16 protein-coding genes and 1 pseudogene are annotated in these 13,632 nt (G+C 36.6%); 3 read left to right on the forward strand and 14 right to left on the reverse strand.

Annotated elements, in window-relative coordinates; genetic code table 11:
* Nucleotides 1-94 precede the first annotated feature (94 nt).
* Genes ftsH through rsfS form a run of 3 tightly spaced genes read right to left on the reverse strand, consistent with a single transcriptional unit; the run spans nt 95 to nt 2,576 of the window.
* Nucleotides 95-1,969, reverse strand: coding sequence for an ATP-dependent zinc metalloprotease FtsH (ftsH, locus tag IPP64_13680; protein MBL0330437.1), 1,875 nt, complete (start codon nt 1,967-1,969; stop codon nt 95-97).
* A gap of 2 nt (nt 1,970-1,971) precedes the next feature.
* On the reverse strand, nt 1,972-2,196 hold the full coding sequence (locus IPP64_13685) for a hypothetical protein (GenBank protein ID MBL0330438.1): 225 nt from the start codon (nt 2,194-2,196) through the stop codon (nt 1,972-1,974).
* 17 nt (nt 2,197-2,213) lie between these two features.
* Nucleotides 2,214-2,576 (reverse strand): ribosome silencing factor, encoded by a 363-nt coding sequence (rsfS, locus tag IPP64_13690; protein MBL0330439.1) that lies wholly within the window; start codon nt 2,574-2,576, stop codon nt 2,214-2,216.
* 286 nt (nt 2,577-2,862) lie between these two features.
* Here rsfS and IPP64_13695 point away from each other — a divergent pair, with 286 nt between their 5' ends.
* Nucleotides 2,863-3,636 (forward strand): biotin--[acetyl-CoA-carboxylase] ligase, encoded by a 774-nt coding sequence (locus IPP64_13695; GenBank protein MBL0330440.1) that lies wholly within the window; start codon nt 2,863-2,865, stop codon nt 3,634-3,636.
* A 72-nt stretch (nt 3,637-3,708) separates the two neighbouring features.
* Here the strand turns inward: IPP64_13695 and IPP64_13700 are convergent, their stop codons facing one another.
* Nucleotides 3,709-4,113, reverse strand: a complete 405-nt coding sequence (locus IPP64_13700) for a hypothetical protein (GenBank protein ID MBL0330441.1) — start codon at nt 4,111-4,113, stop codon at nt 3,709-3,711.
* 50 nt (nt 4,114-4,163) lie between these two features.
* Nucleotides 4,164-4,828 (reverse strand): annotated as a pseudogene (locus tag IPP64_13705) (orotate phosphoribosyltransferase).
* Nucleotides 4,829-4,888: 60 nt separating this feature from the next.
* Here IPP64_13705 and IPP64_13710 point away from each other — a divergent pair.
* Nucleotides 4,889-5,497 carry an NUDIX domain-containing protein gene (locus tag IPP64_13710; protein MBL0330442.1) on the forward strand — a complete coding sequence of 203 codons (609 nt, stop codon included), beginning with the start codon at nt 4,889-4,891 and terminating at the stop codon, nt 5,495-5,497.
* Between the two features lie 22 nt (nt 5,498-5,519).
* On the opposite strand, the gene IPP64_13715 is transcribed toward IPP64_13710, so the two are convergent.
* From IPP64_13715 to IPP64_13735, 5 genes are all read right to left on the reverse strand, one after another.
* The gene (locus IPP64_13715; GenBank protein MBL0330443.1) at nt 5,520-6,227 is read right to left on the reverse strand and encodes a TlpA family protein disulfide reductase; all 708 of its coding nucleotides are present in this window, start codon (nt 6,225-6,227) and stop codon (nt 5,520-5,522) included.
* A 132-nt stretch (nt 6,228-6,359) separates the two neighbouring features.
* Nucleotides 6,360-6,938, reverse strand: a complete 579-nt coding sequence (locus IPP64_13720) for a hypothetical protein (protein MBL0330444.1) — start codon at nt 6,936-6,938, stop codon at nt 6,360-6,362.
* A 54-nt stretch (nt 6,939-6,992) separates the two neighbouring features.
* Complete coding sequence (gene coaD, locus IPP64_13725; protein MBL0330445.1) at nt 6,993-7,463, reverse strand: pantetheine-phosphate adenylyltransferase; 471 nt, start codon at nt 7,461-7,463, stop codon at nt 6,993-6,995.
* A gap of 127 nt (nt 7,464-7,590) precedes the next feature.
* Complete coding sequence (locus IPP64_13730; protein MBL0330446.1) at nt 7,591-8,133, reverse strand: RsmD family RNA methyltransferase; 543 nt, start codon at nt 8,131-8,133, stop codon at nt 7,591-7,593.
* Entirely contained in the window at nt 8,133-9,008 is an 876-nt protein-coding gene (locus IPP64_13735; GenBank protein MBL0330447.1) for a DUF3822 family protein, read from the reverse strand. Before IPP64_13735 ends, IPP64_13730 begins: the two co-directional genes overlap by 1 nt.
* Before the next feature lie 44 nt (nt 9,009-9,052).
* Here IPP64_13735 and IPP64_13740 point away from each other — a divergent pair, with 44 nt between their 5' ends.
* Nucleotides 9,053-10,477 carry an AAA family ATPase gene (locus IPP64_13740; GenBank protein MBL0330448.1) on the forward strand — a complete coding sequence of 475 codons (1,425 nt, stop codon included), beginning with the start codon at nt 9,053-9,055 and terminating at the stop codon, nt 10,475-10,477.
* Nucleotides 10,478-10,480: 3 nt separating this feature from the next.
* Here the strand turns inward: IPP64_13740 and IPP64_13745 are convergent, their stop codons facing one another.
* The 4 genes from IPP64_13745 to IPP64_13760 all read right to left on the reverse strand — a co-directional run bounded on the left by IPP64_13745 (nt 10,481) and on the right by IPP64_13760 (nt 13,620).
* Nucleotides 10,481-10,879, reverse strand: coding sequence for a hypothetical protein (locus IPP64_13745; GenBank protein MBL0330449.1), 399 nt, complete (start codon nt 10,877-10,879; stop codon nt 10,481-10,483).
* Nucleotides 10,880-10,962: 83 nt separating this feature from the next.
* Complete coding sequence (locus IPP64_13750; protein ID MBL0330450.1) at nt 10,963-11,907, reverse strand: DUF3078 domain-containing protein; 945 nt, start codon at nt 11,905-11,907, stop codon at nt 10,963-10,965.
* Nucleotides 11,908-11,915: 8 nt separating this feature from the next.
* A complete protein-coding gene (gene mscL, locus IPP64_13755) occupies nt 11,916-12,284 on the reverse strand; it encodes a large conductance mechanosensitive channel protein MscL (GenBank protein ID MBL0330451.1) in 369 nt (122 codons plus the stop codon).
* Nucleotides 12,285-12,387: 103 nt separating this feature from the next.
* Nucleotides 12,388-13,620 (reverse strand): isocitrate dehydrogenase (NADP(+)), encoded by a 1,233-nt coding sequence (locus tag IPP64_13760; GenBank protein MBL0330452.1) that lies wholly within the window; start codon nt 13,618-13,620, stop codon nt 12,388-12,390.
* Between the last annotated feature and the right edge of the window lie 12 nt (nt 13,621-13,632).

Here is a 13,632-nt window from a genome sequence, read left to right on the forward strand (position 1 = left end):
AACACCCTTCGACTAATCTCAGGGGGCAATTAATTGTGTTTTGTTATATCCAAAAGGGAATGCCGAAAGGCATTCCCTTTTAATGGTTTCAACTTTAGAATAAAGTATTCAATGGTTTTTCCGGTTCACCATCTTTTTTTTCTTCCGGTTTTTTCTCCTCCGATTTTGGCTCTTCTTTTTTCTCTTCCTCTTTCGATTCAATCACAACTTGTGCAGTTGGTGAAATATTCGAATCTGCTTTTATCAAAGGCAAATCTTCTTTGTCGAAGGGACGTTTACCAAAAATGATTTCCAAATCTTCCTTAAAGATAACTTCTTTGTCCAGCAATTTTTCAGCTAACTGTGTTAATAAGTGTTTGTTTTTTGTAAGAATATCTTTTGCACGGATATAGGCTGTTTCAATCAATTTGCTTACTTCTTCATCAATTGTTTGTGCGGTGCGCTCACTGTATGGTTTCGTGAAACCATATTCGTTTGCTCCGGTGGAATCGTAATAGCTGATGTTACCAATTTTATCGTTTAAGCCATAAATGGTAATCATTGCATAGGCTTGTTTGGTAACTTTTTCAAGATCGCTCAACGCACCGGTAGAAATTTTACCGAAAACAATTTCTTCTGCAGCTCTTCCTCCAAGTGTTGCACACATCTCGTCCAACAATTGTTCAGTTGTAGTGATTTGGCGTTCTTCAGGTAAATACCATGCAGCACCCAATGAACGTCCTCGCGGAACAATGGTTACTTTAATCAATGGATGCGCATGTTCTAATAACCAGCTGGTAGCAGCATGTCCTGCTTCATGATAAGCGATTACTTTTTTCTCGTGTGAAGAAATGATTTTATTTTTCTTTTCCAATCCTCCGATAATACGGTCAACAGCATCTAAGAAATCTTGTTTTTCGATGAATGATTTATCGTGACGTGCTGCAATCAAAGCCGCTTCGTTACAGATATTTGCAATGTCTGCTCCCGAAAATCCTGGAGTTTGTTTTGCTAAGAAATCGATGTCAACAGATGCATCTAATTTTAATGGTTTTAAATGTACTTTGAAGATGTCTTTACGCTCATTTAAATCGGGCATATCAACATATATCTGACGATCAAAACGACCGGCACGCATCAAAGCTCTGTCTAAAATATCCGCACGGTTGGTAGCTGCTAAAATGATTACGCCACTATTGGTTCCAAAACCATCCATCTCCGTTAACAATTGATTTAAGGTGTTTTCACGCTCATCGTTTCCGCCTTGGGCAGGATTTTTTCCACGAGCACGTCCAATCGCATCAATCTCATCAATGAAAATGATACATGGTGATTTTTCTTTTGCCTGGCGGAATAAGTCACGAACACGTGATGCACCAACACCAACAAACATCTCCACAAAATCAGATCCTGATAATGAAAAAAATGGAACTTTTGCTTCACCTGCAACAGCCTTTGCTAGCAATGTTTTACCGGTTCCCGGAGGGCCAACTAACAATGCACCTTTAGGGATTTTTGCACCCAGTGCGGTATATTTTTTTGGGTTTTTTAAGAAATCAACAATCTCTTTGATTTCAATTTTTGCGCCTTCTAATCCGGCAACATCATTGAACGTAATATTTACATTGGTGTTTTTATCAAACAAGGTTGCTTTTGATTTTCCGATATTGAAAATTTGTCCGCCTCCGGCACCGCCACCCATTCTTCTCATGATAATAATCCAGATAACGATCATCAATACAATTGGAATAATCCAGCTTAATTGGTCTGCCCAAGAAGTTCTGTTTTCACTTACGGCATCAATACGTTGTTCCGGTAAAAAATCTTTCTGCGCTTCTTTGATACGTTCTTCAAACTTATCTACACTTGCAATTTTTACTCGGTAGTGCGGACCATCTTTGTGTTTTTCCAAATTGTCAGCAGCATATTGCGGCAATTTAAGGAAGTCTTTGCCAATTGTAATTTCAGCGGTATTGTCGGATGGAATCACTACTACTTTGTAACATGATGTTGTTTCAACATGTTTTCAATAAATTCATTGGTGCTCTTCTCCGGCATTGGGGTAGATGTGAAGAAGAGTTGCATCACAATAATTGCAACGGCTATGATTCCGTAAATCCAATAAAAGTTGAATGGATTTTTAGGGATGTTTGGTTTCTTTGGAAATTTACTCTTTTCAGAATTATTATTTTCCGTTTGTTTTTCTTGCTCGCTCATATATCGCTGTCTAAATTTTATTTATCAAATGCAATTTCCGTTACTTCGGCATCCGCCCATAACGATTCTAAATTATAAAAATTTCGTACTTCTGTTTGGAAGATGTGCACAACTACTGTCACGTAATCTACTAAGATCCACTCTGCGTTTTCAAATCCTTCTTTGCGGTATGGGCGCTCTCCAGTTTTCTTTTTTACCATTTCTTCAACCGACCCTGCAATGGCATTCACTTGTGTGTTAGAGTCAGCTTGACAAATGATAAAATAATCACAAACACGGTTATGAATACCTTTTAAGTTCAATACGGAGATGTTTCTTCCTTTTACTTCTAATATTCCTTCAACAATTGCATCCGCAAGAAGTTCAGTTGGACCTTTGATTTTTTTAGGTTCTGGTTTTGAAAGAGGTTTGGCAACCGCTTTTGTAGGCTTTACCACTGCTTTTTTTACCGGAGCGACTTTTTTAGGTGCCGCTTTTTTTACTGTTTTCTTAGGAGTTTTCGGGGCTGCTTTTGGGGCAGCTTTTGTTTTAACCGGAGCTTTCTTTGCAGCTGCTTTTTTTACAGGTGCTACTTTCTTTTTCGCCATTTAAGGATATGTCTATTTATATTACTTTCTTTGCTTCGTGATTATTCACAAAAATAATCAAATCTTTCGCAAAACTCTAATGAAAACATTATTTGTAGGGCAAAATAGCATCCATGTTGAGTCGGTTGATTCTACCAACAGTTATGCCAGTGAAATGTTGCGACAAATTGCTCTGTTGGAAGGCAGTATTATTTATACGTTTGTACAGTTAAAAGGCCGTGGACAAAGAGGCAATTCCTGGGAGAGCGAACCCAACAAAAACGTGGCTTTGAGCCTGATTTTATATCCTAAATTTTTAAGTGCAGATCAGCAGTTTTTGCTCACTAAAATGACCTCTTTAGCAGTTGCTGACTTAATGGCAGAAATGCTGGTAGGTGTCATCGAACCGAATGAAATTCGGGTAAAATGGCCAAATGACATTTACGTGGGTGCGCAGAAAATCGCTGGTGTTTTGATAGAAAATACGTTGAGAGAGACGACTATTCAAACATCTGTAATTGGTATCGGACTCAATATTAATCAGCTGAAGTTTGCTGAAAAAAAAGCAACATCGTTGGCAATGCTTTCCGGCAGGGAGTTCGAACTGAGGGATGTTTTTAAAAGATTTTGTGAATTGATCGAAGCCCGGTATTTACAATTGAAATCCAATAATCTTGTAAATATCGACAATGCTTATTTAGAGCGATTGTATCGTTTTAATGCACGGGCAACATACCAATCGGGTGAAACACGTTTTGAAGGCAAAATAATAGGTGTTTCCAAAATAGGATTGCTTCAATTAGAATTGAAATCTGGGGAAGTCAAGGAGTTTGATTTGAAGGAAATTGCCTTTGCAGACAATGTAATAACGTAATAATGTATAATGGTTGATGGAAGATGGTGAGGAAAATTTACATCAGCCATTTGCCATTATACGTCTTCCATTTTACTTAATATCCTTCATTTTGTGGGCAAGCATGTTGAAGAAATTGCCCAAAGGTTTTTCCACCATCATTTTTATCATTGGATTCATATCTGATTCAAATGTAAGCTGACCAATAGAATTAGTGGAATCTTTTTCGGTAAGCAAAACGAATAATTTAAATTCGAAAGGAACTTTTCCGTTGGAGGAAATTGTAATTTTTGTAAAAGGTGTCTTTTCAATAATTTTCATCCCGATGGTCGCCATTCCGTTTATTGTAAAAGAGCATTCTTCGGCAGTGGATGTCCAGTTTGTTACCTGAGATGGCATTAATGCTTTGAAATTATTAAAGTCACTTAAGTAGGTAAATATTTTTTCAGCAGAATTAGGAATTTCTACTTTTTCGCTTTCGATTTTCGTAACTGACATAGTGATGATGAATTGAAAAATTAAAAATTAAATTCTCTATTTATGAATTGTTACTTCTTTTTTTTATCAGTTGTAGCAACACCCCATTCAGCTGGGTTTTCTCTCCATGCTTTTAGCGACAACAAATCTTTTTCGGTAATATAATTTGATTGCAACGCTTGTGCAATCATTGTATCGTAATTACTTAATGTTACCAATTCGCATTTCGCTTTTTTGAAATTTTCAACGGCAGTTGTAAATCCATAGGTGAAAATCGCAGCCATACCTTTAACATCACATCCTGCTTCACGCAGTGCTTCTACCGCTTTCAAGCTACTTCCTCCGGTTGAAATTAAATCTTCAATTACAACAACAGATTGGCCTTTTCAACAATGCCTTCAATCATGTTTGTTAGTCCGTGCTTTTTAGCTTCTGAGCGAACATATACAAAGGGTAATCCCATTTCTTGAGCAACCAATGCTCCTTGCGCGATACCACCTGTTGCAACACCTGCGATAACATCCGGTTTCCCGAACTTTTCCATAATTGCATCTACAAATTGTTGACGAATATAGGTACGTACTTGAGGAAAGGATAAGGTCACTCTGTTGTCGCAATATATAGGTGACTTCCAACCTGATGCCCATGTATATGGATTAGCCGGTTGTAATTTTACAGCTTTAACTTGTAATAAAAATTCTGCAACCTTTAATGCAGATTCATCGTTCTTCATCATGCGGCAAAAATAACTAAATTTGTAGTAGCAAACCGTTTTTTTTAATTAACATTATTCACGATGGTAAAAGTATTCTCCTTAAACAAAACTATCTGCCTCACCAGTAACCTGATGGACTATCAGCAGAAAAAGGATACCGTTTTGGTGCGGATTCATTCCTTAGACGAGTTGCAGATGATGTACGATGAATTGGTGAATAAAAATCAATTTTTGGAAGTATATTATTATCATGAGAACGAAAAATTGCTTTTGACTAGTTTTTCTTCCGCTTTTAAAGTTATTGAAGCTGCAGGTGGTTTAGTGAAAAATAAAGCGGGTGAATACTTGTTTATTTTTAGAAATGGAAAATGGGATTTGCCAAAAGGGAAAATAGAAAAAAGAGAAGGAATAAAACACGCTGCTTTGCGTGAAGTAGAAGAAGAGTGCGGTGTTGGAAAGTTGAAAATTATGAAAGAACTAGAGTCAACCTATCATACCTACGACCAAGATGGGAAAGCCATTTTAAAACGCACGTATTGGTTTGAGATGTTGTGTGAAGATGATTCGAAATTGATCCCTCAAACGGAAGAAGGAATAACGGAAGTGAAATGGCTCTCTAAAAACGAGTTGGAGCAAGTAACAGAAAACACCTATGAATCTATTAAAGAGGTGATGAAAAGTATTCACTAATTGTTTTGTCTCTTGATGTTATCTATTGGTTTCTCTTGTCACCTATTCGATGTTCTTTCGCTTTGGGTTTTGTAATGTCATAAAATACACGATCAATATCCTCCTCCGGACTTTCTGCCGGCACCTGAATAAATTTCCCATTCGGGTCAATTAAAAAATAGCTAGGAAGGGTTTTGATTTCATAATCCGCTTTGAATTTTCCTAAGGAGTTATCTTGTAAAAACAACCAAGTATATTTTGGATTTTTTGTTTGGAAATTTTTTAAATCGGCATTTGTTTTATCGGTTGAGATGCTAACAAATGTGATTCGATCACCATATTTTTTTATGAGTGAAGGAATAATTTTCATTTGCTGTTGACATGCTGAGCAGTTGATGTCATAAATCATCAAATAAACATATTTGTTGGTACGTAATTCATCCAAACTATGGGTTACTCCAGCTTTGTCGGGAAATTCAAAAAATGGTGCTTGCCCGCCTTTTTGAAGTTTTGAAAAAGAATTGAGAATGTTTTTTGCAATGCGTTTGTGTTCCTCAATTGGTGTTTCTTGAACCAGTTGTTGCAGTATGGCAATGATGCTTGGCTTTTTAAAGGCGTTGTCGTAGTATGATTCATACAATCCTTTAATTAATACCAATTCTCGAATACTATCATTTTGAAGAAATTCGTCTCTTTTTAATACATCCATTGTGCCGGCATAACTTCCTCGGTCGTTTATTTGAAACGACATTGGGGTTCCCAATTTCGACATCGAAAAATCTTGAATTTTCTGTTTGAAAAAATCATTAAAAAAGCATGTACTCCGGGTTATTATAAAGGATGGGCTTTTTTGCTATGTATTCAACAAATAATTTTTTTTCACTCACTTTTGTTTTTGCTCCAGAGATGCAATTGTGTAATTGATGTAGTTTTTGAAATAAGGATTATTCACGGTGGAGTAAAATTCCTTCATTGCTATTTTGAATGAATCGATTTTTGCTTGTGGTGTTCTTTTCAAAAAGGCGAAATAATCGGCTGTTAAAAAATCGTCAAACCGTTTATCATAATCCATCGTTAATGAATTGATTTCTGTTTTACTTTTTAGTTTAATGGATAATTTTACATCGTGATTCAGGTTGGGGTTGTGGTATGTTGTTGAATCGGGAGGCATAAAAATTACTTCATAATTCCCTTTCGGTTCAATATACATATTGGAAATATACGTATCTACTTTTAGGGTAATGTATTGTATCTCTTTGCTGTTAAATTCAAGTGTGAAATTTCCAAGGGAGTCGATGACCGAATAGGTCAATTGTTTTTGTGTATTAGAAATATAATCACTGTTTGCCCACACGCCAATTTCGCGATATTCGTAAGATTGAGCCACTCCTTTTATAGTCACATTTTGAGCTTGTGAAAAAAGAGTAATTACGATGCTAAGTAATGTTAAGAATTTGGTCATGGCATTTACTTTCTTCGTTCGAAGTGGAAAATCGTTAGCAATAGTTGTGCCTAATTAGGGTGCTTTTACTTCAATTCCTTTGGGTACAAATGGCGTTGCGTCACCGCCATTTCTGATAATATCACGCACAATTGTTGAATTTATTGCAGACAGTTCTGGAATAGGCAAAATAAAAATTGTTTCTATTTCTGGAGCCATTACATTGTTGTTCTGTGCGATTGATTTTTCAAATTCAAAATCAGCGGATGTTCTGAGTCCGCGTAAAATGAAATGTGCATTTACTTTTTTGCAAAATTCAATCGTTAATCCGGTATACGATTCCACACGCACTTTTGGTTCGTTTGCAAAAACTTGTTTGATCCATTTTTCACGCTGTTCAAGGCTAAAGTAGTTCTGTTTGCTGCTGTTTTTCCCAATTGCAATAATGATTTCATCAAAGAGTGGTAAAGCTCTTTTTAAAATATTTTCATGCCCTTTGGTGATAGGATCAAAGGAGCCCGGAAAGATTGCAATGCGTTTGTTCATGTTTGATTCGATTAAAAATACGCTGTTTGCCATTGCTTGAGCGATGGTTCTACGAATTTACGAAAAATATTGAATATGAAAAGGTTCCCTCCTTCCCTCCAAAAGAGAAATGTTTTTGTGACAAAATTTATTCGGTTGTATTCTCAAAGATGGCAAAATTTACGTTGCCATAACTACGGTGTTCTTTAAAATGAGGTAGTTTTGATAAATCGGTATGAGGGCCATGTTCCACAATCAACCATCCATTTGGTTTTAATAGTTTATTGGTAAAAACCAATTCCGGTAGCACCTCAAAGTTTTCCATGTCATACGGTGGATCACAAAAGATAATATGATAGGGATTGGTAGCGCGTTTTAAAAAGGCAAAAGCATCTGATTTGATTACTTTCACAGCATCCATTTTGAACTCTGAAATTGTTTTTTTTGCAAATTCACAACAGCTGTAGTTGCTATCAACGCTGGTAATATCGCCACAACCACGTGATGCGAATTCAAAAGTTATATTGCCTGATCCACAAAACAAGTCAAGGATTTTTAAACCGTCAAATTCAAAGTGATTGTTTAAAATATTGAAGATGCTTTCTTTTGCAAAGTCAGTTGTCGGCCGAACCGGTAAGTTTTTAGGAGGGTGAATTACTCTTCCTTTGTGCATTCCTCCGATGATACGCATTATGCCAGATAGCTATTAAAGAGTGTAAAATAGGAATGCTTCGGAAGTGTTTGCAATTGATAGCTATAGTCTGACCCGTCAGTACGTTCTCCAAATTTTAGCGTTCGAATATATTTTTGTAATAAAGTATAAATAGCGGAAGTTTTTTCTATTTCTCCTAAAAGAATGGTTTCTGTTTTTTCAGGATTCAATTGTAATTGTTCGCAAACAAACAAAACATAATAAATAAAATCCTCAGGAGATTGGTAGTTAAAGGTGTTGTAGAAAATCAGGTTTTTACCATCAATTAAAATGGTTTCAAAATGTGTGCTTTGAACATGCACATATAATTTTTTACCTGTTTGGTTTTTGTGACTGGCAACAAGTGTGTCGATTAATGTACTGGATGCATGATGATAGCTTATTTGACGGTAGTGCGCATCTAATTTTGATTTTATTGAAAATGGAATCGCAAAAACGTTTTTTGCATCTAAGCTTCTGATTTCGTCAACAACTACTAGCTCGTCTCCCTCTAATGTTGCATTAAATTTCAAATACATTCTTTTTCGATCGTCTTCATAAAGAGCGTTTGGAACGAGTGTGGAAAGGTTACTCACAATTATACAAGCTACCGCCTGAAATTTATGGTTGACTATTTTCGACTCACTCAGCAACACGTCTATTAATTCACCAACGCCTTCAAAGCTGTGAATGTTTGATAATGCATATTTTTCTAAAGCAATGTATTTGTTTTTTTGCTTGTCGTGAATCCCTACCAAAATTTCACTCGTACCAATCTGCAAAAGCAATTGGTAAGTGGCTGTTTTTTTAGCATCAAATGCTTCATCAACAAAAGAATGAAGCTGAGTGATTTTATTTTTTATTTCGGTAGTCATTGTTTACAAAGATATGTAAATTCGCAGATATTCGCCCTCCCAAAATGAAGATAGAAGAGTTTAGTAAAATATTGTTGGAACGTTTTCCTTTTGAAACGACAATGGGACAGCGGCAACTGTTTGCAAAGCTTTCGGCATTTATATTAAATAAGAATTCGGATCAAATATTTGTATTGAAGGGGTATGCTGGAACAGGTAAAACAACCACTGTTCGGGCTTTGGTAGAAAGCTTACCGGCTTTGAATGGGAAAACAGTGTTGCTTGCACCAACGGGAAGGGCAGCAAAAGTACTTTCCAATTATACAGGCAAACAAGCCTTTACGATTCACAAAAAGATTTATTACCGCAAGCCGGATACCGCTGGTGGAATGGCCTTTACGTTGCAACAAAATTTGCATACCAATACGATTTTTATAGTGGATGAGGCTTCTATGATTTCAAATTCCGGTGGATTGGCAGGTGGTTCATTCGGGAGCAGTAGTTTATTGGATGATTTGATTTCCTATGTATTTAATGGAAACAATTGCAAGTTAATCTTTATAGGTGATACCGCACAATTACCTCCTGTTGGTTTAGATGTAAGTCCGGCCTTGGATATTGATTTTTTAAAAGCTTCTTTTTATTTTCAATTGGATTGGCATGAGTTAACCGAGGTAGTGCGACAGTCTGAAAATTCGGGTGTGTTGACAAATGCCACCGCCATCCGGAATCAAATAAAAAATGATTCGAATGTGAAACCTCATTTTGAATTGGAAGGTTTTAAAGACATCGTTCGATTGGGAGGTGATGAATTGGAAGATGCTTTAAATAGCGCATATTCAAAATATGGAGCAGAAGATACGATGGTGATTTGTCGTTCCAATAAACGTGCAAATATTTTTAATCAACAAATTAGAGCACGCATTCGTTGGCAGGAAAACGAGCTGTCAACAGGCGACTTTATGATGGTGGTGAAGAATAACTATTTCTGGTTGCCCGATGAATCAAAAGCCGGATTTATTGCCAATGGCGACATTGTTCAGTTAACGAGCATTGGTAAAATTCAGGAGATGCATGGGTTTAAATTTGCAGATGTTCGTATCCGTATGATTGATTATCCGGATGAACCGGAATTGGAAACACGTTTGTTGTTGGATACCATAATGAGTGAAGCACCTTCGCTATCTCAAGAAGACAACAAGCGGTTGTATAATTCTGTTTCAGCAGATTATAGCGATATCGCAGATCGCAGGTTGCGTTTGAAGAAAGTAAAGGAAGATGGTTTTTTTAATGCACTGCAAGTGAAATTTGCATACGCTGTTACCTGTCATAAAGCACAAGGCGGACAGTGGCCTTGTGTATTTGTTGAGCAAGGGTATTTAACGGATGAAATGATTAATAAAGAATATCTGCGCTGGTTGTATACAGCAGTTTCTCGTGCTTCGGAAAAGCTGTATTTGGTGAATTTTAATAAAGACTTTTTTGAATAGGAATTATTCTTCTTTCTCGTAAGAGAATCCCAGTTTTGTAGAAAATTTTGGCCAGTTGATAGTTGTGCCATTTTTCTCTTTCACTTTGATGTTTGTGAAAAATAATTTAGTTCCACCATCCACACGTTCAAGCCGTTTTTGCATATCCCCGGATAAGGTGGTTCCTTGAATAATTTCAGAGTAGGCTATTCCTTTAATGGTTACAATCATTTCAAAAGAGACGACAACCGAATCAAGAATATTTCCATACTGATCTTTCCCGATTAATCGATTGTTGACGTTATCAAAAAAAATTGATGAAATGGTTCCTTTTTTTTCAACTTTGATAGTGCCATGCTTTTCTTCTTGGGCAATACTGGAATAACTAATAAGAAATAGAAAGAAGTAGATTAGTTTTTTCATAATTGCTCTAACGCAAATATAAGGCCAATGGTTATAATTTAATGGAATAAAAAAATCCCCTTCGCAGTGAAGGGGATTTTCTATTAAAATTTATAAGAGAAACCAACGGCTAATACTTGTTTGAATTGTAAGCGTGGACCGGTACTCATGTATGTCGCGCCATTTGCATCGGTGCGTTCAACCGGAACTGGGATGTCGTGGTCATAAATTAAATTGGTGGAAATGCTTGCGGAAATATACTTGTTTACTTTTAAACCAATAATATTTTCCCAGTTTACATCAATGTTTTGAGGGTCGTTGATGTAATTACTGAATAATTCCAGTTTTGTAGCGAAGTTTACATTTTTAAAAATATCTTTTTTATAAGTGAGTTTGAAGTATCCCCCAAATTCACTTCTCACCATTTGGCCATCTTTAATTTTTACTCCGGCTGTATCGTATTCTGCCGGTTCTACACCATAGGCTCCTGCATCTGCTAGCATTTCGCTATAAACAATGGTTGTTTTGGAGGTAACTGGTGAAATAAACATTGAAAAGTAAGCATTGGGTTTATAGTCAATCCCGATTGCACCCAAAACATATGCCGGTGCTAAAAAGTGAGAGATAACGGTAGAGTCGTTTGGATAATTGTATCCGTTAGCAAATTGACTTTTAAAGTTTACCAAAGCGGTGTAGTACCAATAATCTTTGAATGCATATCTCCCATATTTGGAGGAGAAATCGATTTTGTCTTCGTTTTTTCTGAGCGGTGCTTTCCCGCTTTGAAGCATACCATAGGCCATATCAAGGGTGTTGTCCCAGGTAGTTTTTTCTTTTTTATAATTTGCATAAACGCTGAGCATCGCGGTAGCTGAAAGTGCATTTTCTCCACCGGCAGCCCAATTGGTAAAGCTTGATTGCGCGAAATTGATACCACCAACACCACCTTTTGTCCATAATTTAGGAGCAGGCTTTGTTGTGTCTGGGGTTTGGGCAACAGCAGTTGCCGCAACAAGGATTGCTCCAAGTAGGAATGTAATTCTTTTCATGTTTGTAATTATTTTTTTAGTAAATCGCGAATTTCTGCCAATAATTCTTCTTGACTCGGTCCTTTTGGAGCAGCTGGTGCTTCTTCTTTCTTCTTAACAGCAGAATTCATTCCTTTAACAATAAGGAACAATACAAATGCAATTACAATAAAAGAGATGGACGCAGCAATAAATTTACCAAGCAAAATACCACCCGGAGCCCAGGTCTCGATTGTTGCGGCACCAGCAGCTTTTAATGCAGGTTTTAGTAATAATGGTGTGATAATGTCTTCTACCAATGATTTAATAATTGCACCAAATGCACCACCAATGATTACACCGACAGCAAGGTCAATCACATTGCCTCGCATAATGAACGCTTTAAATTCTTTTAGCATTTTTTTTGTTTTTAAGTTTAAAAATCGCGCAAATATACTATAAATACTTAAACAAAAAAGACGCACCGAATAAGTGCGTCTTTCATAAGAATAAATTAATGGATTATTTACCTAGTTTTGCTTTTAAATTGGTATCCAAAGCGGTTAAAAACTCTTCGGTATATAAATAGTGTTCACCATGGTTTACTTTGTTTCCATGAATACAAACGGCTAAATCTTTCGTCATTTTACCGGATTCAACAGTTTCTACGCATACTTGTTCCAATGCATGGCAGAAATTGATTAATTCTTGGTTACCATCTAGTTTTCCTCTGAATTCCAATCCACGTGTCCAAGCAAAAATAGATGCGATTGGATTTGTAGACGTTGGTTTTCCTGCTTGATGATCACGGTAGTGACGTGTTACCGTTCCGTGTGCAGCTTCCGCCTCCATTGTTTTTCCATCTGGTGTTACCAAAACAGAAGTCATTAATCCTAAGGAGCCGAAACCTTGAGCAACCGTATCGGATTGAACATCTCCGTCATAATTTTTACAAGCCCAAACGAAATTTCCGTTCCATTTCAAAGCAGATGCAACCATGTCGTCAATTAAACGATGTTCGTAAACAATTTTTGCAGCATCAAATTTTGCTTTGTAATCTTTCTGGTAAATCTCTTCAAAAATATCTTTAAAGCGCCCATCGTATTTTTTTAAGATGGTGTTTTTAGTAGATAAATATAAAGGCCATCCTTTAGATAATGCAGTGTTAAAACAAGAATGGGCAAATCCACGAATTGACTCATCTGTATTGTACATGGTTAATGCTACACCATCACCTTTGAAGTTAAATACTTCAAATGATTGTGGTGCACTTCCATCTTCAGGAGTGAAACTTACTGTTAATTTTCCTTTTCCTTTTGTAACGAAATCGGTTGCACGGTATTGATCACCAAATGCATGACGTCCGATACAGATAGGAGCAGTCCAGTTTGGAACCAAACGAGGCACATTTTTACAAACGATTGGTTCACGGAAAACGGTTCCATCCAAAATATTACGGATGGTGCCATTTGGTGACTTCCACATTTGTTTTAATTTGAATTCTTTCACACGCTCTTCGTCAGGAGTAATCGTCGCGCACTTAATACCAACATTGTATTTTTTAATGGCTTCAGCCGAATCAATGGTTACTTGATCGTTTGTTGCATCGCGGTGCTCAACACCTAAATCGAAATATTTAATATCCAATTCCAAATAAGGAAGGATTAATTTGTCTTTAATGAATTTCCAGATGATGCGAGTCATTTCATCGCCATCTAATTCAACAACAGGGTTTGCTACTTTAATTTTGCTCATTGTAATTTATGT

The organism is Bacteroidota bacterium (assembly GCA_016722565.1).
Taxonomy (GTDB): Bacteria; Bacteroidota; Bacteroidia; order 2-12-FULL-35-15; family 2-12-FULL-35-15; genus 2-12-FULL-35-15.